At 61.8% G+C, this 20030-nt stretch carries 20 protein-coding genes; 10 read left to right on the forward strand and 10 right to left on the reverse strand.

Going from position 1 to position 20030, the window contains the following annotated elements:
• Positions 1 to 1622: 1622 nt before the first annotated feature.
• Positions 1623 to 1937, reverse strand: coding sequence for a hypothetical protein (locus tag C0Z18_RS32850; RefSeq protein ID WP_146014140.1), 315 nt, complete (start codon positions 1935 to 1937; stop codon positions 1623 to 1625).
• A gap of 101 nt (positions 1938 to 2038) precedes the next feature.
• On the opposite strand from C0Z18_RS32850, the gene C0Z18_RS30910 reads away from it, so the two are divergent.
• A complete protein-coding gene (locus C0Z18_RS30910) occupies positions 2039 to 2782 on the forward strand; it encodes a hypothetical protein (RefSeq protein WP_146014141.1) in 744 nt (247 codons plus the stop codon).
• A gap of 18 nt (positions 2783 to 2800) precedes the next feature.
• Here C0Z18_RS30910 and C0Z18_RS30915 read toward each other — a convergent pair whose 3' ends face one another.
• Complete coding sequence (locus C0Z18_RS30915; RefSeq protein WP_102649265.1) at positions 2801 to 3712, reverse strand: LysR family transcriptional regulator; 912 nt, start codon at positions 3710 to 3712, stop codon at positions 2801 to 2803.
• Positions 3713 to 3808: 96 nt separating this feature from the next.
• Here C0Z18_RS30915 and C0Z18_RS30920 point away from each other — a divergent pair, with 96 nt between their 5' ends.
• Entirely contained in the window at positions 3809 to 4255 is a 447-nt protein-coding gene (locus C0Z18_RS30920; RefSeq protein WP_102649266.1) for an ester cyclase, read from the forward strand.
• Positions 4256 to 4277: 22 nt separating this feature from the next.
• Positions 4278 to 5228: an NADP-dependent oxidoreductase gene (locus tag C0Z18_RS30925; protein WP_102649267.1), complete on the forward strand. Its 951-nt coding sequence runs from the start codon at positions 4278 to 4280 to the stop codon at positions 5226 to 5228.
• Between the two features lie 18 nt (positions 5229 to 5246).
• Here C0Z18_RS30925 and C0Z18_RS30930 read toward each other — a convergent pair whose 3' ends face one another.
• On the reverse strand, positions 5247 to 6194 hold the full coding sequence (locus C0Z18_RS30930; RefSeq protein ID WP_199189594.1) for a LysR family transcriptional regulator: 948 nt from the start codon (positions 6192 to 6194) through the stop codon (positions 5247 to 5249).
• Between the two features lie 111 nt (positions 6195 to 6305).
• Here C0Z18_RS30930 and C0Z18_RS30935 point away from each other — a divergent pair, with 111 nt between their 5' ends.
• Positions 6306 to 7664, forward strand: coding sequence for an aspartate aminotransferase family protein (locus C0Z18_RS30935; RefSeq protein ID WP_102649302.1), 1359 nt, complete (start codon positions 6306 to 6308; stop codon positions 7662 to 7664).
• 36 nt (positions 7665 to 7700) lie between these two features.
• Here C0Z18_RS30935 and C0Z18_RS30940 read toward each other — a convergent pair whose 3' ends face one another.
• A complete protein-coding gene (locus C0Z18_RS30940; RefSeq protein ID WP_199189595.1) occupies positions 7701 to 8447 on the reverse strand; it encodes a siderophore-interacting protein in 747 nt (248 codons plus the stop codon).
• 327 nt (positions 8448 to 8774) lie between these two features.
• Between C0Z18_RS30940 and C0Z18_RS30945 the strand changes: the two genes are divergently transcribed.
• Positions 8775 to 9347, forward strand: a complete 573-nt coding sequence (locus tag C0Z18_RS30945; protein ID WP_102649268.1) for a TetR/AcrR family transcriptional regulator — start codon at positions 8775 to 8777, stop codon at positions 9345 to 9347.
• A 94-nt stretch (positions 9348 to 9441) separates the two neighbouring features.
• On the opposite strand, the gene C0Z18_RS30950 is transcribed toward C0Z18_RS30945, so the two are convergent.
• Positions 9442 to 10215, reverse strand: a complete 774-nt coding sequence (locus C0Z18_RS30950) for a 3-hydroxybutyrate dehydrogenase (RefSeq protein WP_102649269.1) — start codon at positions 10213 to 10215, stop codon at positions 9442 to 9444.
• Between the two features lie 65 nt (positions 10216 to 10280).
• Positions 10281 to 11798 (reverse strand): sigma-54 interaction domain-containing protein, encoded by a 1518-nt coding sequence (locus tag C0Z18_RS30955; protein WP_408647210.1) that lies wholly within the window; start codon positions 11796 to 11798, stop codon positions 10281 to 10283.
• Between the two features lie 310 nt (positions 11799 to 12108).
• Between C0Z18_RS30955 and C0Z18_RS30960 the strand changes: the two genes are divergently transcribed.
• The 4 genes from C0Z18_RS30960 (at position 12109) to C0Z18_RS30975 (ending at position 15597) form a co-directional block, all read left to right on the forward strand.
• Positions 12109 to 13548 (forward strand): RAD55 family ATPase, encoded by a 1440-nt coding sequence (locus C0Z18_RS30960; RefSeq protein ID WP_102649270.1) that lies wholly within the window; start codon positions 12109 to 12111, stop codon positions 13546 to 13548.
• Positions 13549 to 13563: 15 nt separating this feature from the next.
• Positions 13564 to 13938 carry a response regulator gene (locus tag C0Z18_RS30965; RefSeq protein ID WP_102649271.1) on the forward strand — a complete coding sequence of 125 codons (375 nt, stop codon included), beginning with the start codon at positions 13564 to 13566 and terminating at the stop codon, positions 13936 to 13938.
• Between the two features lie 78 nt (positions 13939 to 14016).
• Positions 14017 to 14409 (forward strand): response regulator, encoded by a 393-nt coding sequence (locus C0Z18_RS30970; protein ID WP_102649272.1) that lies wholly within the window; start codon positions 14017 to 14019, stop codon positions 14407 to 14409.
• A 27-nt stretch (positions 14410 to 14436) separates the two neighbouring features.
• Positions 14437 to 15597, forward strand: a complete 1161-nt coding sequence (locus C0Z18_RS30975) for a sensor histidine kinase (protein WP_102649273.1) — start codon at positions 14437 to 14439, stop codon at positions 15595 to 15597.
• Here C0Z18_RS30975 and C0Z18_RS30980 read toward each other — a convergent pair.
• Both C0Z18_RS30980 and C0Z18_RS30985 read right to left on the reverse strand, forming a co-directional pair.
• Positions 15594 to 16796, reverse strand: a complete 1203-nt coding sequence (locus tag C0Z18_RS30980; protein WP_102649274.1) for an amino acid aminotransferase — start codon at positions 16794 to 16796, stop codon at positions 15594 to 15596. The genes C0Z18_RS30975 and C0Z18_RS30980 overlap by 4 nt on opposite strands.
• A 165-nt stretch (positions 16797 to 16961) precedes the next feature.
• Complete coding sequence (locus C0Z18_RS30985; protein ID WP_158244338.1) at positions 16962 to 17873, reverse strand: class I SAM-dependent methyltransferase; 912 nt, start codon at positions 17871 to 17873, stop codon at positions 16962 to 16964.
• 230 nt (positions 17874 to 18103) lie between these two features.
• Between C0Z18_RS30985 and C0Z18_RS30990 the strand changes: the two genes are divergently transcribed.
• Complete coding sequence (locus C0Z18_RS30990; RefSeq protein WP_102649276.1) at positions 18104 to 18307, forward strand: hypothetical protein; 204 nt, start codon at positions 18104 to 18106, stop codon at positions 18305 to 18307.
• 20 nt (positions 18308 to 18327) lie between these two features.
• On the opposite strand, the gene C0Z18_RS30995 is transcribed toward C0Z18_RS30990, so the two are convergent.
• The gene (locus C0Z18_RS30995; RefSeq protein ID WP_102649277.1) at positions 18328 to 19449 is read right to left on the reverse strand and encodes a sugar-transfer associated ATP-grasp domain-containing protein; all 1122 of its coding nucleotides are present in this window, start codon (positions 19447 to 19449) and stop codon (positions 18328 to 18330) included.
• Between the two features lie 58 nt (positions 19450 to 19507).
• Positions 19508 to 19972 (reverse strand): hypothetical protein, encoded by a 465-nt coding sequence (locus C0Z18_RS31000; protein WP_146014142.1) that lies wholly within the window; start codon positions 19970 to 19972, stop codon positions 19508 to 19510.
• Between the last annotated feature and the right edge of the window lie 58 nt (positions 19973 to 20030).

The following is a 20030-nucleotide window of genomic DNA, read 5'->3' on the forward strand; positions in this document are numbered from 1 at the left end:
GTGGCGCCTTTACGGCGATCCTGAAGTGGCGCCATTACGGCGATCATCCGCTGGCTCCTTTACGCCGATCCTGAGGTGGCTCCAATACGCCGATCCCGGTTTGGCTCCATAGCGGCGATCATTGACAGCGGTCGCCCCACAGTACGCGGAGCCAACAAGTGGCGATACCGCCTCGCTAACCTTCGCGAAGAGCGACCATTTCTTAGTTTTGCCCAGCATTTTCGGCAATGCATCGGAATGCACGGACCGAAATCGCCTGCCGGCGATACCTGACGACGGTGAGTTGACTCGAAAGGTGGTCGCAGGGCAGCCGCTCTCGATTTCACTTTTACGCGCCCGGGATTACTTCTCCGAAGCCTGTACTCGCATCGTGACGTTTACGCCGGTGTCGGGCCATCACTATACCGCTCTGATAAAAGGACACCGAAACGAGTGCCATGTCGAACTGTCGGATGGGGGAAGTTCCAGCGATGGATTAATGCACCAGCCCGTCCAGCATGTCGATCGAAAAGTTCTCCGACCATTCCTCGAAAATGGCGCGTTCTGCACAGAGTGACGCGAGGGCAGCCGTTTCCCTTTGCGCACTTAATATGCCGTGGCTAGATGGTCGGGCACCGCCCGGCCATCTAGCATTTTCACGCTGCTTCGATTCGACTCGCGCGATGCGCGCCCCACCAAGATTCAACGCGCAGCCGTGCACTCATCGAACCGGGTCCAACGCATAGACGTGCGGGAGTCGGTTAGGATAGCCCCGATGCAAGACGTAGCCGGAATGGGAGTGAACGGTATGTACTCCAGGGAGAATCCGGTTGAACAGCCCGGCCTCCTCTATCAATTCGGGCTTGCCGTAGGACAAGACCCAGGTCCACTCTTCGGAGTCCTCGCATACAACCTCGTGAACCGAGTCTTGGCTGCTGTCATTCCCAAGCATGTTGCTTTCATTTGCCACCCGCGACCTGCAGTCATACAAGTCGAAGGACCTGCCTCCAACTATAGAGATCACTAGCTGACCCGCGGCCGGCGAAGCAATTTCTAACGTGCGTCCTCGCACTCCACTATAGCCGGAGACCTCCGTCACAAGGAAGCGTCCCAGGAATTCGCCGGAAAAGTCGACGCCCGGGGTTGTATTTGTTACGCAGCCGCATAAGGATATAGTTGCTGCAAAACAAGTCGCTGCTAACGGCTGGCGCAGAAAGGACAGCTGCTTAGAATTCATCGCTTTTCGATTCCTAGACCGGATTTCATTACTGGCAAGCTGCTTCTCCTCTCTCTATTGTGGAAGTTTGTGCCCGGCGCCGACCGTGGTATCCGGCTGCTTCCAGATTCACATGTAGCGGTAGCATTCTTGCTGCGGCAATCACCGCTGAGCGTGATATCGGCGGCCCAGGGCGAAAATTGAGAGGCACTTGATGAGAAGCGCCATCGATCCGCGGCTCCTTTCATTGCGAACCACGATTTCCGTTGCAAGAAGGCTCAACCGTATGTGGCGAAGTGGTGACTGATGGACCTTGAAGGCGGTCGCTGACGTCGCCGCGACCTGAACGACGGCAACGGGTCGAGGCCGTGTGGAAACTCCATTTTTTACGGTAGAAGGTTGAACTACCCCGCGAGGTCGAACGACTTCAGTCGATCGACCGGCGCAAATCGAGAATCAGGATCAACTGGAGGCCAGTGCCCGGAATGGCTACGGGAGTGCCTAATGTTTGATCTGCCGCCCAAGCAAAACTTGAAATTGCGAGCAGCGACAGCAAAACGATTCGGATACCTTTGATAGTCACCCGTGACGCAAATCGGCTGCGGGCTTCTCCCTCCGCGTGGCCGATCCGCAATCCTTTCCATAAATTGCCCTTCATATTCCTCCGCCTTGCGCGAATTTTGTTCAGCTCCACTAAAGTTTCGCGCGAATTTGCCGTTAAAAGTTTACCCAAGCCTTTCACTGCACCACACCATGACGAACCAACCGCAGAATACGGAGGCGTTGAAAAAACCAGCCTTCATAACAGGGATCGCGTACGTCTACGCGCTAACGCTATGGAGCATGATAAAGACGTTCGACACGCCGCTCGTCAACCGAGCGCCGCTATATCTAGGTTCCTGGGCATCGCCCCATCTCCAATGGGACTACTACACCATCGCGACGCTGATCGTCGCCTTCGTCACAATCGGCTTGTTTCTCGGGCACGGTTGGCCGCGCTGGCTCGCTTTGGCGGGAACCGTCGCGGGTTGGGCCGTTTCGCTACCGCTGCACGATACGCGGGGCATCGGCCTATACACGGTGTCCGTCGCGGCTGGCGCAATCGTCTTGGGCTTACTCTTTCTGGCCCCCTCGGCCAGAGCGTATTTTTCTCGAAAGAGCCAAGCTAACGTTTCGCCGTCAATGCGACTGCGCGCACGAGCGTTCGTGGCGACACTCTTTTACGTGGTCGGGGCGCTGGCTATTTACAGCGCCGTGCTCGACGGCTTCATCCATACAGGTAAGCTTTGGCTAACCTTCGCGGCGATATTGGTGATCTCGCTGCCCTGTCTCCTATTGGGAATGGTTGCGCGCTGGAACATCGCCTCGGCATACCGCGACAGCGCCACCGTACTCGTTGCTACAGCGCTCGCTTCGCTGCTTGCACTTTTCGCCAGCGTCGTCTTCATTCACTCGACGCGACCCGCGTCGCTCGCGCTCGTAGACTTTAGTCAGCCGATCGTTGCAGCGGGCATCGCCTTGATCGGATACGTCTTGGCACGCATGTCGAAACGCCGAACCTCGAGCGTCGCCGCAACCGTCAGTTAACCACCGCATCGCCACACCCTATAGCGCTTTCGCCTGCTCCGCGATAAAACCCCGAAGCCACTGCTGAGCCGGATTGGCATCGCTACGGCGATGCCAAATCAAGTCGAGTTCCACTGCCGCGAGCGCGACCGGCGGATCGAACAACACAAGCTTCCGGCTCACAGCCGACTTGAGCGCGATGCGTTTCAACACGGTTGCCGTCGCCTGTGTTCGCGCAACGATATCAGGCACTGCGAACATATGCGGCAGCGCGACCGCAACCGTGCGGCGCAGCCCCTGCTGCATGAGCGCTTGATCGACGAGCCCATACCGATCTCCCTCGGGCGAGACCAAAACGTGCTTGAGCGCCAGATAAGTCTTCATACTCATCCCCCGTCGCGCTGCCGCATTGTCCTTCGATACGATCGTCACGAATTCGTCGCTGAGAATATGGCGCGTGAAAATGCGCTGATCCATCTGCGTCGGCGCGATACCGATGGCCGCATCGATTTCGCCCGAGTCGAGCAGATCCACCGCCGCGTCGCGATCGGTGAACGCGCGCACCCCGATCGAAATACCCGGCGCCTCGCGCTCGAGCGCGGCGAGCAACGCAGGCAACAGCACGAAAGCCGGGTAATCCGATAGCCCAAGATTGAACGTCACCGCGGCCTCGCCGGGCTCGAAGCGAGGCTCGGCCACCAGGGTTCGTTCGAGTTGACGCAACGCCTGCCCGATAGGGCCCGCCAATTCACGCGCACGCGGCGTCGGCAACAGCCCTTCCGCGCTACGCAGAAACAGCGGGTCGCCCAGCAAATTGCGCAAACGCGACAGCGCCGCGCTCATCGCAGGCTGGCTCACGCCGACCTGCGCGGCGGCCCGTGTGACGTTTCGTTCGCTCATCAAGGCGTCGAAGGCCACGAGCAGGTTCAAGTCGATTCCATGAAAATCCATGATTCGAATAATCGTTCATATCGGTTATTTGTTGGACGGATTTTAGGTCGATCGACACAATCACGCCATGTTCATCGCAACGAGGCGACCCTCACCATGTATGCATCCGACGTTCAATCCTCCCCGGCGCTCGCTGCCGAGCTCGAAGCGGTCAAAACGCTTTATCGCGCGTTCAGCGAGAAAAACCCCGATCTAGTCGACTCGATTCTTGCCGACGACTGGGACGACATTCCGCTCGGGCCCGGCCAGGAGCCCGGACCCCAAGGCATCAAGCCAATCATCTCGAGCTTCGGCGAAGCGTTTCCCGACCTTCACATCGCCATCCACGACGTCGTGCAGACGCCGGGCAAAGTAGCCGTGCGTGCCGAGATCACCGGCACCCATCGAGGGGAATTGTTCGGCATTGCGGCCACGGGCAAGCGAGTCAGCGTACGCATGCATGAATTCCACGAGATCGCGGACGGCCGCATCAAAACGACCTGGCACATGGAAGACTGGTTCGGTCTGTTCATGCAACTCGGTCAATTTCCCGCTCAAGCGTAACGAGTACGCATAAGAGAAACGAATGAGAGCATCGATTATCAATACGTTTGGAAGTGCAGACGTCATCTCCGAGGCCGATATCCCGTCGCGTTCCATCGCAGCCGATGAGGCCAGTGTGCGGGTTGAAGCGGTAGGTTTGAACCCACTCGACCTCAAGATCATGTCGGGTGTCATGCAGCAAGTGTTCCCCATCGAATTCCCTTACGTGCCGGGCACCGACTTCAGCGGCGTGGTGACGGCGGTCGGCGATGCGGTAACCGGTCTTCGCCCCGGCGACCGCGTGGTCGGACGCGCCGCACCCACTGCCGGCGGCGCAATCGCCCAACACCTAGCGATCGCGGCCGGCGATCTCTCCGTGATCCCGCAACAGATGAGCTTCGAGCAAGCGGCGGCGCTTCCCACTGCCTTCGGCACGGCGTGGCAAAGCCTGTTCGACGCAGGCGGCTTGCAACGCGATGAGCGCGTCCTGATCCACGCGGCAGCGGGCGGCGTCGGCTTAATGGCGGTGCAACTGGCCCGGCAGGCCGGCGCGCATGTCGTTGCCACCGCGTCGGCACGCAACCACGACTTGCTCAAAAGCCTGGGCGCGCACGAGGTCATCGATTACCGCGTCGAAGACTTCACGCAAGCTCGCGATATCGACCTCGTACTCGACACCGTCGGCGGCGAGACGCTCGAGAAGTCATGGTCTGTCTTGCGCACCGGCGGTCGCATCGCAAGCATCGCGGAGTTCGGCATCGAGCCTCGGAACGGCAACGGCGGGCAATTCGTGTTCTTCGCTGAGGCCAAGCAGTATCTACCGGATGCCATCCGCCTGTTCGAGGCCGGACAACTCCAGATCGTCATCGACGGAATCTACGCACAGGACGAAACGCGCGCAGCGTTCGAAAAACTGGCCACAGGACATGCGCGGGGAAAAATCGTCGTTCGACTGAACAGCGGACACACCGCTCGAGTCGACGCCATCGCATAACACGCGAAGCGTTGGACGTTACTGAGGCCGCGCATCGGCATGCGCGGCCTCGAGGCATGACTGAAATAGCAATGCCGCGCGCGACGGCCTAGGCGAGCGGCGCGTAAGCCCCACGTACCGGCATTCGTAATGAAAACGCTGCGGCACCACGACGCGCAGCAATCCCTTTTGCTCGAAGCTCTCCGCGTAGTGATCGGGCAGAAAACCGAGAAACCGCCCCGACAGAATCAACGTCGCGATCGCCTCCTGATCGAACGCCGTCGCTCGCCGCGTGAGTTTCGCCCGGTGGCTCAATTCCATATTCGGCGAGTGAAAGCCGAGCCCGGCGAACGCATGCTTGCGGATGGCGCTCCAAGTCAAACGTGCATGCGACGCATCGTAAAGCGGATGCTCGCGCCCGCAGTAGAGCAGCATCTGTTCGTCGAACAGGTTCGTGTAGACAAGGCTCTTGGACGCACGATGCGCCGGGATGATGCCTACTTGATAGCTGCCGTCGATCACGCCGCGCTCCACCTCGTTGATGGAAGCCACGTGTACGTTCAAGGCGACGTCGGGGGCGTGATCGACGAATTGCCGGATCGCATCGCCGATTTTGGCGTGCGGGTTCGTGGCGGTTTTGTCGAACACGGCGAGGTGAAGCTCTCCGCCCATCTTGTCGTGGATGCCGTCGATTCGGCTGCGGAATGCCTCGATCGAGGCGAGCACCACGAGCGTTTCCTCATAAACCGTGTGCCCCTCCGCGGTCAGCGTAAACCCGGCCCGCCCACGCCGGCACAGCACGAGACCAAGCCGTGTTTCCAGGTCTTTCACATGCCGGCTGATCGTCGAAATGCCAATATTGAGCTCGAGTTCGGCCGCAGCCATGCCCCCGCATTGGACGACGGCCTTGAACACGCGCAGCAGGCGCAAATCCATGTCGCTGAGCTGGCCCAGCAGCGCGCGGCTCTTCGCTTTGTTTACTTGCACGGATTGGAAAGTAAAGATTGATATTGCGATATCGAAGAGACTAATCGTCCGGCCGAAAATACGCAACGTACCGACACCGAGGGGCGCGCCGCGCCGAACGACATGACCGATATGACTGACATCAAGACCGGATTGAAGGCTAGCGAGGACGCTGTCCGAACGGATCGCGCCTGGCTGGAGGCGCATTGGATGCCGTTCACCGCGAACCGGCAGTTCAAGGCCGACCCGCGCATGATCGTCGGCGGCAAAGGCGCCTACTACACCGACGCCGACGGCCGCCAAATCTTCGACGGCCTCTCGGGCCTATGGTGCTGCGGCCTCGGTCACGGGCGCAGCGAAATCACCGAAGCGGTGAGCCGGCAAGCCGCCCAGCTCGACTATGCACCGGCATTCCAATTCGGCCACCCGAAGTCGTTCGAACTCGCCAATAAGATCAAGGCGCTCACACCCAACGGCCTCGACTACGTCTTCTTCACGGGCTCGGGCTCCGAATCGGCCGACACGTCCCTCAAAATGGCGCGTGCTTACTGGCGCGCGAAGGGCAAGGGAACGAAAACCCGATTGATCGGCCGCGAAAAGGGTTACCACGGCGTGAACTTCGGCGGCATCTCGGTAGGCGGGATCGGCCCGAATCGCAAGCTGTTCGGTCAAGGGATCGAGGCCGACTTCCTGCCCCACACGCAATTGCCGGAAAACAAGTTCTCGCGCGGTCTGCCTGAACACGGCGCGCATTTGGCGGACCGGCTGCTCGAACTCATCGCCTTGCACGATGCGTCGAACATCGCGGCGGTCATCGTGGAGCCGTTCTCCGGCTCGGGGGGTGTCGTTGTCCCACCGAAAGGCTATTTGCAGCGGCTCCGGGAAATCTGCACGGCGCACGACATTCTGCTGATTTTCGACGAAGTCATCACGGGCTTCGGCCGCACGGGCGCGATGACGAGCGCGGAGTTCTTCGGCGTCACGCCCGATATCGCGAACTTCGCGAAGCAAGTCACGAACGGCGTTCAGCCGCTCGGCGCGGTGGTGGCGAGCAAGGAAATCTACGACACGTTCATGGCGGCCGGCGGGCCCGACTACATGCTCGAATTTCCGCACGGCTACACGTATTCGGCGCACCCGGTAGCCTGCGCGGCCGGCGTGGCCGCGCTCGACCTGCTGGAAAAAGAGGCAGCGGTCAGCCGTGTGCGCGATCTGGCGCCGCGTTTCGAAGCGGCCGTGCACGGGCTGAAAGGACAACGCCATATCGCCGATATCCGCAATTGCGGCCTAGCGGCCGGTATCACGATCGAGCCCAAGCCGGGCGAGCCCGCCCGCCGTCCGTTCGAGATTGCGATGCACTGCTGGAAAAACGGCTTCTATGTGCGCTTCGGAGGCGACACGATTCAACTTGCGCCGCCGTTCATCTCCGAGCCGCGCGAAATCGACGACCTCGTCAACGCGCTCTCCGATGCGTTGAACGCCGTCGATTGAACGGCGTGTCCGGCGGACGGTTACGCCGCCCGCCGGTTACTCCTCGAATTTCTCGCTCGCGTCGGCGCGCCCTTTGATCCAATACCCCGACGCCTTCACCGACGTGGGCGGATACTTCAGTTCACCACGCACGTAGTCGCGTACCGAACGCGTGACGTGCGCCTCCGCCGCAATCCACACGAAACCGTCGCCCTCGGGCAGCACCAGCTTCGCGAGCGCGTCGAGCACCGGTTGCGGATCGTCGGCGCGCTCGGCCGGGCGATACACCCACTGGGCTTCGTGTTGCGCGCGCGTCTCGAAGCGTTGCTCGTTCGCCTCGTTCGTGACGGCAACGAGGCTAATCACCCGCGCGTCCGCCGGCGCTTCCTCGATACACCGGCCGATCGCCGGCAACGCGGTTTCGTCGCCGATCAAAAGCCGCCAGGCGGGCTCGCCTTCCATCACCCTCGAGCCTCGCGGGCCACCTATTTCGAGCATGTCGCCCGGCTTCGCGCCGAGTGCCCAGCGCGTGGCCGGACCGGCGTCATGCAAGGCGAAATCGATATCGAGCGTACCCGCGTTCGTATCGAAGCGGCGCGGCGTGTAATCCCGCGACACCACCTCGCCCGTCTCATCGACGACAAACAGTTTGATATGGTCGTCGGGCGCGGCGCTGGCGAAGTCACGCAGGTCATCGCTCGCGAACGTGACGCGCAACATCTCCGGCGTCACACGTTGCGTTGCGCGAACCGTCAGCTTACGCCTGCGCAACTCATGCATGACTCGTTTGAATGTGAAACTCATATTAGGCTCCTGGTTTCAATCCCGCTCCATTTCGGATCGCCCCTTCACGTCGAACGCCAATCCACTCACATCAGCGGATGCGCCAATAGATAGTGGAGCAGCGCCGATGCCAAAAGTCCTGCCGCGCCGACGACAGAAAGGGTCTTCAAGATAGTCATGTGATTTTCGTACGATGCATTTTTCGGGTATCGTCGTTGCTCGGATCGAGATTGGAATACCCGTCGGTATCTCAATACTATCACGGATGCCGTTAGCGATTATTCGCCTTCCCGGCGTTTTGGAACCTTGCTAGCATTCGGCAGATCTCTCTGTCTAGGAGGAGTACGAATGACGAGGATGACCCGCGAGCAGAGCCGAGCGCACACACGGGCTCGGCTGCTGACGGTGGCTCGGCAGCATTTCACGCGCTATGGCTATGCCGCCTCCTCGCTAGACCGGATCGCGGATGAAGCAGGCTTCAGTAAGGGCGCGGTCTATTCGAACTTCGCCGGAAAAGACGCGTTGTTTCTAGGCGTACTGGAGGAGCACGCGCGCGTCACATTGGCCGAAGTCCTCGCCGAAGTCGAAGACGCCCCGGATATCGAAGAGGCGATCGAACGTATCGCGGCATGGGCAACCCGCAGTTCGCGCCTCGGCAACTGGCCCATGCTGGTGCTCGAATATGCACGAGTCGCCGAGACCGAAGACACATTCCGAAAACAGCAGGAAAAAATCTTGCGCGCGCAGTGGAAAGCGCTGGGGCGGCTCTTGCTTGCGCTCGACGACGCGCCGGACGTCAAACCGGAAGTGCTCGGCGCTCTCATCTTCGAACTCACCTACGCCCCTGCGATGAGCTTCGTCAGCAAGCCGAGATCGGGCGATCTCGTGCGCATCGCGCTGCGCGCTCTGTTCGGCAAATGAGTCATCAAGCTTGCCGAGTGCCCGGATAAGCCGAGCCTTTGGTCGTTGTCTCCGTTTCGATACAGATGTCGCGAAACGGAGACGAACCTCAACCTCATTGGGCCACCCAGCCTCCGTCCATGTTCCAGATGGCGCCGCGCACTTGCCTAGCCGCATCGCCGCAAAGAAAGGCGACGAGCGCGGCAAGCTCGTCCGCGGCAACGAATTGCCCCGATGGCTGCTTCTCGCGCAGCATCATCTGCGTCGCCTCATCGATGCCGATCCCATCGGCGGCCGCTCTCGCTTCGATTTGCTTTTCGACGAGCGGCGTCAAAACCCAGCCGGGGCATATCGCGTTGCAGGTAATGGGCTGACCGGCCGTTTCGAGCGCGACGGTTTTCGTGAAGCCAACCAAGCCGTGCTTGGCCGCCACATAGGCCGACTTATGCGCCGATGCCACGAGGCCATGGACCGAAGCGACGTTGACGATACGCCCCCAACCGCGCTCGCGCATCGATGGCAAGGCCAGCCTTGTCGTGTGAAAGGCCGAAGTCAAATTGATCGCGAGTATGTCGTCCCACTTGTCGACGGGAAATGCCTCGACCGGCGCCGTGTGTTGAATGCCCGCGTTGTTGACCACGATATCGACGCCGCCGTAGCGCTGCGCGGCCGCCGCCATCATGGCGCCGATCTCCTCGGGCCGGCGCATGTCGGCGGCCGAATGCATCGTGTCCGCGCCCAACGCGCTCACTTGCGCAACGGCGCTCGCGTGATCGCCGAAACCGTTGAGGACGAGATTGGCCCCTTCGCGCGCAAGCGCGCAGGCGATGGCGAGGCCGATGCCGCTGGTGGATCCCGTGACGAGGGCGGTCTTCCCGCTAAGTCGCATTGCTGCTCTCCTGTGTTCGTTCGCGATGGCACGGCGTGTGCCAAGCGGGGCCACAGGAAAGCAAGTCACATACCATGAGGCGTCGATATACCGAGGCCGAGCATCTTCTTGTAAAGCGTGGCGCGCCCGATGCAAAGCCGCTTGGCGGCTTCGGCCACGCGTCCCCCGCATTCGGCCAGGGTGTTTTCGATGAGCGTGCGTTCGAACCCGGCCAACGCCTCGTCGTAACGAGCCGGCCCGAAACGCTGCTTCTCGCGCCGGTCGGCGGCGGGGCTCGTGTGCATGCCGGCCATGATGGCGGTTCGGATGGTGTCGGCATCGAGCGTCGAGCCTTCCACGGCGAGCAGCGCGCGCTCGAGCACATTGCGCAGCTCGCGCACGTTGCCCGGCCAATCGTGGCGGCGCAATGCGGCCAGTGCCTCGGGAGAGAGCGTGGCGTGCTCGTAGCAACCGTGCGTGCACAGTTCGTCGAATATCGCCTCGCAGATCACTTCCATATCGTCGAGGCGGGCACGCAGCGGCGGAACGCTGACGTTCAACACGTTGAGCCGATAAAACAGGTCGGAGCGGAAATGACCGTTGAGCACCGCTTCATGCAGGTTGTGCGACGTCGCGGCGATGACGCGCACATCGGCATGAATGACCTTGTTCGAGCCGAGGGGCTCGAACTCCTTTTCTTGAAGCACGCGCAGCAGTTTCGACTGCAACGCGAGCGGCATGTCGCCGATCTCGTCGAGAAAGAGCGTCCCGCCTTGCGCGGCTTGAAACTTACCCGCTCGGCCCTTCGGACCCGCACCGGTATAGGCGCCCGCGGCCGTACCGAAGAACTCGGCTTCGAGCAACGTATCGGGCAACGCCGCGACGTTCACGCTGACGAACGGTTTGCCCGCGCGCGGCGACGCGGCATGAATCGCATGAGCGAGCAACTCCTTGCCCGTGCCGGTCTCGCCCAAAAGCAGCACGGGCGATTCCGTTGCGGCGGTGCGGCGCGCGTGGCGCTTCAGTTCGAGCGTGGCGGCGCTCGTTCCGGCGAAGTTGGCGAACGAATACTTGGGACGCCGCTCGTTGCGCAGCGATTCGCGGGCCGAGGCGAGTTGCTCTTGCATCAGCCGATAGCGGGCGAGCAACGGCGCAAGCGAATTGAGCCGCTGATGAAGCGCGAACCCGATCGCGCCGATGGTTTCGCCATGCTCGTCCTTGATCGGCAAGCGCATCACGACGAGCGGGCTCGCCTCGCCCTCGAGGATATCGAGCAGCAGCGGTTCGCCGCTTTCCACGACCTCGCGCATCCGGCTGTTCGGGATCACCTCTTCGCATGGCATGCCGATCACCTCATCGGCGCGCTTCGCGCCGAACCTGCGCAGGTATTGCTCATTGACCCATACCACGCGCGCCTGGTCATCGACGATCAGCGTGCCCTCGCTCGAACGCTCCAACACGTCGAGCAGCGATTGCATCGCCGAGAGCCGCATATGGCCGTAGTCGCTGAGATTGCGCGTCGCCTTTTGCTCGCCGCCTTTGTTTACCCGCGCTCGCCCGCCGCTTGCTTTCGTCCTCGCGGCTTTCTTGTTCTCGCTGTCTATCGGCGCGTTCGTCGCGCCCTTTTGTCCTTCGTCGGTCGTTACCGCCATCGAATTTCTCCTGCCCATGCCGGGATGCATGCTGCTCGCGCCGCGCAAGGGTAGCCGAGCGTGAACGCGCCGGCCATCGGTGAAGTCACGAATACGCCGCGCGCCCGAGGCGCGGCGCCGCGCGCGCCTTTCCCGGCGTCGCCCTTGGAACCTGGAGTAGACTTCGCCATATCGATGACGCCAGCGGTTCAAGCGGTAAGCCCAATCGGCACTTGCCCCAGCCGTCTTGTTTTCACGCCCTTTAACCAATAGGTTCAACGCAATGGAAAATGTGCCGGTGCGACTGCGCAGCGACGTTCCGGGTCTCGACGAAATTTGCGGCGGCGGCCTGATCGCGGGTTCGTCGTACATCATCCAGGGCCGCCCGGGAGCGGGCAAGACGATCCTCGCCAATCAGATCGCCTTCGCACAGGCCACGCAGGGTCGTAAAGTCCTTTATGTCACGCTGCTCGCCGAATCCCATGATCGCCTGTTTCAGTCGCTGTCCACACTCGCATTTTTCGACGGCGCGAAGGTCGGCAAGGACATCACGTTCATTAGCCTATTGCGGACGCTGCGCGAAGAAGGCCTGCGCGCGCTCGTCGAAATGCTGCGCGGCGAACTCGCTCGCCAAGGCGCGAGCATTCTCGTGCTCGACGGGCTGCTGACGGCGCGCGAAACGGCGCATAACAATCTCGACGTGAAAACGTTCGTGGCCGAATTGCAAGGCCACGCCGCGTTTACGGGCTGCACCGTGCTCTTTCTGACGAGTGCCCGCATCGACGAGTCGAGCCCCGAACACACCATGGTCGACGGTGTGCTGCAACTCGAGGAAGCCGTGGCGGGCTCGCGCACGGTCCGGCAGATCCGGGTGGCCAAATCGCGCGGCAGCCGCGCGCTGGGCGGCTTCCATCTGTTCGAGATCTCGGGCCGCGGCATCGACGTCTATCCGCGCCTCGAAGCCGCCCTCGCCTCGCCCTCCGGAAAAGACACCGCACCGCCCGAGCGATTGAGCACGGGCGTGCTAGGGCTGGACGAACGTCTCGGCGGCGGCCTGCCCGCCCATTCGGTGTCGGTCGTCGTCGGCCCGGCGGGTAGCGGCAAGACAACGTTCGGTCTCGGCTTTCTTCACGCAGCCACGCCGCAGCAGCCCGCCGTGCATTTCGGTTTTTACGAAACGCCCCAACGGCTCGCGGCCAAGGCTTGCGCACTCGGCATCGACTTGCAGGCAATGATCGAATCGAAGGCGCTCACGATCATGTGGCGGCCGTTGACCGAAAACCTATTGGACAAGCTCGCGCACGAACTGCTGCAAACCGTGCGCGCCACCGGCGCTCGGCGGCTATTTCTCGACGGGCTGGCGGGCTTCGAGCGCGCAACGATCGATCCGCATCGCATGGTGGAATTTTTCGCGGCACTGTCGAATGAATTGCGGGCAATCGGTACGACGACCGTGTGCACGTGGGAGGTCAAGGAACTGTCAGGGCCATGGCTCACGAATCCGTCCCCCGAAATCTTGAGTCAAATCGACAACGTCATTGCCCTGCATCACACACTGACCGACGACACCTTGCGCCGCGGCATGAAAGTGCTCAAGGTGCGCGACAGCATCTTCGACTCGGCCGTTGCCGAATTCGAGATCGCCGGCGGCGGCATGGGGCTCCGGGTGACGGGCTCCGTCCCCGTCACCGCGTCGGTGCGAACCGGGGTGGACGGCCGATAGGCGACGGATCAACGCATGACTACCCTGCTTGTCGTCGACGACGAGTCGCTCGTGACCGATTTCCTTTCGTTTCTTTTATGGCGCGAAGGGTATGTGGTGCACGCGGCCCGAACCGGCAGCGAGGCACTCGAGGCGACCGAACGAGTGCGGCCGGATTTGATCGTGACCGATTTGATGATGCCCGTGATGTCGGGCGTGGAGCTTGCGACAGCACTCCAGCGCGACGAAACGCGGGCGAGTGTACCGATCGTTCTATGTACCGCCGCACCGGGTGCGCTGACGGACGAGGAGCGGCAGCGATTCGTTGCGGTGCTTCGCAAGCCATACTCGCCCGGAACGCTGCTCGACATCATCGCTCGGCACGTCGGTCCGGGGCGGCATCGGGAATAACCGGACCGCCGCGAGCCGGTCGCGCGGGTCGAGCCTGTGCATTTCCGGCGGATGAACACTCGGGTCTTGAGCCAAGTAATGAAGCGTGTCCTCCTAGTTGATGACGAATACGAGTTGCTCGAGGCCCTGAGCTTTGCCCTGCAGTACTCGGGCTACGAGGTCGACTGCGCGCGCGACGGATGCGATGCCCTCGCCCGCATGCAACGCCAAGTGCCCGATTTGGTCGTGACCGATTTGATGATGCCCGATATGGACGGCATATCGTTGTGCCGTTCGTTGCGCGCGCATCCGGATTGGGCGCATATCCCGATCGCGCTGCACACGTCCGCGCACGTGAACGCGAGCATCGCCGGCGCGCCGCTCTGGGACGCATTTTTACGCAAGCCGGCCCGCATGGACGATTTTCTTTCAACGGTGGCGCGGCTGGTGCGATCGCGAGGGACCGATGCAAGCGAAGCCGAACACGAATAGCCGACAGCGTGTCGAGCCGGGCCGCCCATGAGCGACGCTAGAGCGCTAACCGCCGGCGAGCGCGAGACCGGTGCGACCGACGCCGATCTCGCCGCCGCGGGGCTCGGCATCTGGCAGGTCGAGCTCGCCGGCGCCGCCGTGACATGCAGCGAGCAATGCGCAGCCCATTTGGCGGCAGCCGGTACGGCGGCGGTCACGCCCGAGATGGTCTTGGGCGAGGATAGCGCCAGCTTTGCCACGCGCCATGGCTCGACGAACGACACTGCGCCGTTCGAGTTCGAGCGCCTCATCGAGTCGCCCGCAGGCGAGCGTTGGGTGTTGATCCAAGGGGCCCGGCGCTATGACCGGGACGGCCGCCTCCACGCCGTCGCCGGATTCACGATGGATATCACCGTCCGCAAACAGCGCGAGCTTGCATGGCGGGCACGCGCGGACGCCGAACGCGATGCCCGCGAGCGAAGCGAAGCGCTGGCGGCGGCGATGGACCAATTCGTGTCGAGCGTCAGTCACGAGTTGCGCTCTCCGCTCAACGCGATCGTTACCTGGGCCGAAGTGCTGCGTTTCGCGAAGGCACCCGCCGACCTGGAACGCGCGGCCGATGCGATCAAACGCAACGGGCGGCAACTGTCGCATATGGTGGACGACCTCCTCGACAGCGGCGCGATCACGACCGGCAAGCTGTCGGTCCATCGGCATCCGATCGATTTTCGAGCCCTAGTTCTAGCGGTCGCGGAAGATATGCACAAGCAGGCTCAGCACAAGCAGATCGAGTTGCGCATCGGCGAATTGGCGGCTTGCTCGATCTCCGGCGATGAAAGCCGTATGAAGCAAGTCGTTTGGAATTTACTGTCGAATGCGCTGAAATTTACCGATGCGGGCAGCGTCGAAATCGGCTTGAGCGTCGTCGATGGTCAGGCTCGACTCACGGTACGCGATACAGGCCGGGGTATTTCAGCCGAGGCATTGCCGCTCGTATTCGAACGTTTCCATCAAGTCGCCCCGCACGCGAGCGGCCGCATCGGCGGACTCGGCTTAGGGTTATGGCTCGTCAAACACATCGTGGGCTTACACGATGGTGTGGTGAGCGCGAGCAGCGATGGGCCCGGGTGCGGCTCGACCTTCGTCGTGCGCATTCCCTATGTGAGCCGCGGCCCGGCCTTCGATCGCCGGGCCACGGAAGGGCTTTAAGCGCCCTTTACGAGTACCTTGGAAATCGCATCGGCCACCGGTCCGACGTTGCGCGCGTTCAATCCGGCCACGCACATGCGGCCCGAACGCAAGATGTACACGCCGTGCGCTTCGCGCAGACGATCCACCTGCCCAGCGTCGAGCCCCGTATAGGTGAACATGCCGCGCTGCTTGACGTAGCGCGACAGCGCCTCGCCGCCGATATGCCGGCTCAAGCGGTCGTGGATCGCCACGCGCATGTCGGCGATGCGCCGGCACATCGCGGCCAACTCGTCACGCCACATCTGATTCAACGCGGGCGTCGTCAGCACCTTCGTCACGATCTTGGCGCCGTGCGTGGGCGGATTGCTGTAGTTCGAGCGCACCGCGCTCGTCAATTGGCCGACGACACGCTGAGCCTGCTCCGCGCTCTCGCACAGCACGCTGAGCCCGCCGCAGCGCTCGCCGTACAGCGAAAAGTTCTTCGAAAAAGAATTCGCGACCAGCATCGGCGCGTTGCGGCGTGCCAGTTCGCGCACGGCGAACGCATCTTCGTCGAGATTCGAACCGAATCCCTGATAGGCCATATCGACGAACGGCAGCAATTCCCGCTTTTGCAGCACGGCGATCAACTGCTCCCATTGGGCGTCGTTCAGATCGACACCGGTCGGGTTGTGACAGCACGCATGCAAGACGACGATACTGCGCGGCGCCAAGGCGTCGATCGCAGAAAGCATCGCATCGAACTTCAAGCCGCCGGTGGCATCGTCGTAGTACGGATACGTGTTCACCGTGAACCCGGCCCGCTCGAAGATGAAACGATGGTTCTCCCAGGTCGGATCGCTGACCCATACTTGCGCTTGCGGGAAGTAACGTTTCAGAAAATCGGCACCGATCTTCAGCGCACCGGACCCGCCGAGCGTCTGCACGGTCGCGATGCGGCCTTCCGTTCGGGTGGCGCAATCGTCGCCGAACACGAGCGCCTGCACGGCATCGCGATAGGGCGCGAAACCCGCCATCGGCAGATACGGCTTGGGACCGAGGTCGGCCAGCATGGCCGCTTCCGCCTCGCGAACCGCCTTCATGACAGGCAAGCGGCCGTCGTCGTCGAAGTAAATGCCGATGCTCAGATTGATCTTCTCTTGACGCGGATCCTTCTGGAAATTCTCGTTCAGGGTAAGAATGGGATCGCCCGGATAGGCGTCAACATGTTCGAACATGGTCACGGTCGGTTCAATAGAGGGAGGGGATGCCGCGCTCGCTCCCATGCCAGCGCGGACCTGCGGACGATAGTTTACGGGCGAATGGGCGAAATAAAATTTCGCAATCGATGCGGGCAAACGCTAATTTTAGGTCATAAATTGCGCCGCGCCGCCGATAAAGGTCTAACTCCCCGGCTTGGCCGCCGTCATCCAGGCAATCCGTTGCGCGCCGAATTGCTTGCCGCTCTCGACCAACGGTCGCAACCGGGCCTCGAAAAACGCGCGCTCGTCGGGTGTGAATTGCGCGTCGAGGACGGATTGCAGCGACGGCGCCAGCGGATGCGGCGAACTCTCGACGAATGCGTCCCACGGAATCGGATCGGCCGGCACGACGTCGATATGCAGTTCGAGGTGAATGTCGACGAAGCCCGCGTCGATGGCAAAGCGCACCAAATCGCGCTCGCCGTAGTTCGTGATCGGCAGCGCCCTCGCCTTCTCCTCGGTATCGGGAAACTGCGCCGATCGCCAACGCAACAGCAGCGGAAAGAACGCGTCGCCCGTACCGGGCGGGCGCGCATCGACCATCCGCTTCAGCGCGCACACTTCGAATGCCTCGTCGCGCAGGATGGGTTCCGCCATCGAGAGGCGCCCGTCCGGCTTCAGGATTCGATAAAACTCCCGTAACGCCGCGCCCTTGTCGGCTACATATGCCAGCACCGCGCGCATGGTCACCGCGTCCACGCCGGCATCGTCGATTTGCGTCAGCGCATCGGCCGATCCTTGCACGAACCGGCATTGCCGCGCGACGCCTCGCTCCGCGGCAAGCGCTTCGGCATGGCGCAGCAGCGGCGCGGAAACGTCGGTCATCACGACGTTGAGCGATGGACCGAACCGCTCGATGGCGCGGAACCCGACGAGACCGTCACCCGTGCCGATATCGGCCAACGTCATCGCTTCATGCACGCGCGCCCCGTCCAGCACGCGGTCGGCATAGACGGTGACCTCGCCGTGTATCGCTTGGCGGTATTGCATATCGTCGCCGTGTCGACGGCGAAGGACCCATTCGGACCACATGTCCGTGTCTTGTTGGCGCATCGCGCTCTCGGCTCTCAAGTAACCCAACCTATTCATCGTTATTGTGAATTGTGCATCGAAGTGCTGAAGGCACCCTGACGCGACCGGCTAACATCAGGAAGCCTTAATGTTCGTCCGTCATCATGCGCACTGCCCTCTGGCGTCGCCTGCGCGGACTCGTCGCTCGTCGATGCGCTCGTAGCGACGCAACGGCAGATGCACTCCGCAAACACACTAAAGGGTAATCACCCATGACCATCTCATCGATCAGCACGCAAGTCGCCGGCTTGGCAATGCAGTCGGCGCAATACGCTTCGCCCGGGAAAGAAGCGCGGGAAGTCGGCCCCGATCGCGACGGCGACGCCGACGATGCCAGCCGGGCCGTCGCACCGGCCGCGGCCAGCGTCAATCCGCAAGGCCAGACGGTCGGCACGATGATCAACGCGACCGCCTAAATCGCAAACGTCCGACGGCTTTACAGCGATTTTGTCAGACCGGCGCCGGCTTCGCCTTGCGGGACCGGCGCGATAGACTCGGAGCGGCGAACGGTCGCCAGCCGATCCCATCGCAAATCGGCGAAGCACGGCCCTTGCGTGGCTTCGCTGAATTTGATGTCGTTGTGCTCGGCATTCCATTCCATCAGCTTCACGCTCTCATCGTCCGCGATCGCCACATCCCAGCCCACGCAGCGCGCGAAGGGCACTTTCCGATGAAGATCGAGAACGGTCGCCAAACCATTCTCGAAGGCGGGAATTGTCACCCCGGCGAACCGAATCTTACTATCCGGATGCTCGCGCACGACGGTCCAATCCGTCAGATAGCCGTGTTCGGCCAGTTCGCCCGTCGCGCAATCCACGGCGATCCGAACGTGGCTGCTCGACTGAACGTGGGTATCGGCGTCGCGACCCAAACGCAAATAACAAGCACGGACAGAGGGTACGCCTTCGTCGTTGACCGCGGTCGTAATGCGCAGCGTCGCGACCGATCGCGGCGCGAAGCGCCCGAGCATGTCGTGCTGCGAGATGCACGATTGAAAAACGCCGTTGCCAAGGGCTTTGATTTTCTCGATGTCGAACGTCGCCCGGTCGATAAAAAATATCCCTCTGCCCTGCAGCGAGTTGTCGACTTTGAATACCACGCAATCGCTCGTGGCGAACAGACGCCGAGCGAGCGATTCGGGCGGGATCGCCATCCCCTCGGGCTCGATGAAAAGGCCGTTGGCGAAATAGACCAGATCGGGAAAAGCGTCGCTTTGAAAAATCGTGCGCTGCAGCGACTTCAAACTCGATGCGACGCCATAGCCACCCTTGAGTTTCGGTACGACGACATGGCCGTAATAGTTGTCAGGAATCCAACCTTCCTTGAAGCGCCCGGCGACCGCCGTGTAGACATATAACCAAGGTGCATAGCGCGCGTGCCCCAACACGTCGCGCGCATAGGCGTCCGCACGCGCGAGATCGCCCCGAGGGGTTTTTCCTAGGTATTGCTCGAGCGTGCCAAGAACGGCTAAAGCCTGCGAACGGTGAATCCGATGGAAGCGAACATCGAACACGCGGCGCGCCAACTTTCTCGCGATCACTTTTGCATCGATCTTCATGCGACCCTCCTTATTATCGGCACTCGAAGCGCGGTCCCGTTTTATACGCGGCTTCGATTTAAACGGTGTCGGCAAAATCGTGCAGCAGCACGACACGTCGGCTACGAAAACGCAGATGAAGCACGACCAAGGACAGACGCGGGCAGTGCGACGAAATCGACACGGCGCCGCGGCTTCCTCCCCAAACGGTCAGATATCCGTTCTTGAACGCCGAGCGAAACGCCGCGCTCGCAAGAACGTGCGCCGCGATTACCATGCAAACGACGAACGAGACGGCTTCGAGCCTGAAAGCGTTCGAAACGAACACGCGTTCGGGCACGCGGAACAGCAATATGGAAAGCAAGGAAAGAACCTGTACGAGCGATGCCGCCAGCGAGGCAACCCATAAGTTGGCCCGCACCAGGCCGGCCACCGACGGCGCTATGTACACTTCGACTCTCTCCGGCCGCACGTGCAGCATCCACGCGAACGATGCGACCGCTTGCGCGAATCGCGTCACGCCGACGCCCATGATGAAGGTCAATCATCCTATCGTTCAGAGCTTAAGAAAAGCTGAAGAAACCGACAATAAAGCGGTGACC

It is taken from the genome of Trinickia dabaoshanensis, assembly GCF_002879885.1.
In the GTDB taxonomy this organism is placed as follows: domain Bacteria; phylum Pseudomonadota; class Gammaproteobacteria; order Burkholderiales; family Burkholderiaceae; genus Trinickia; species Trinickia dabaoshanensis.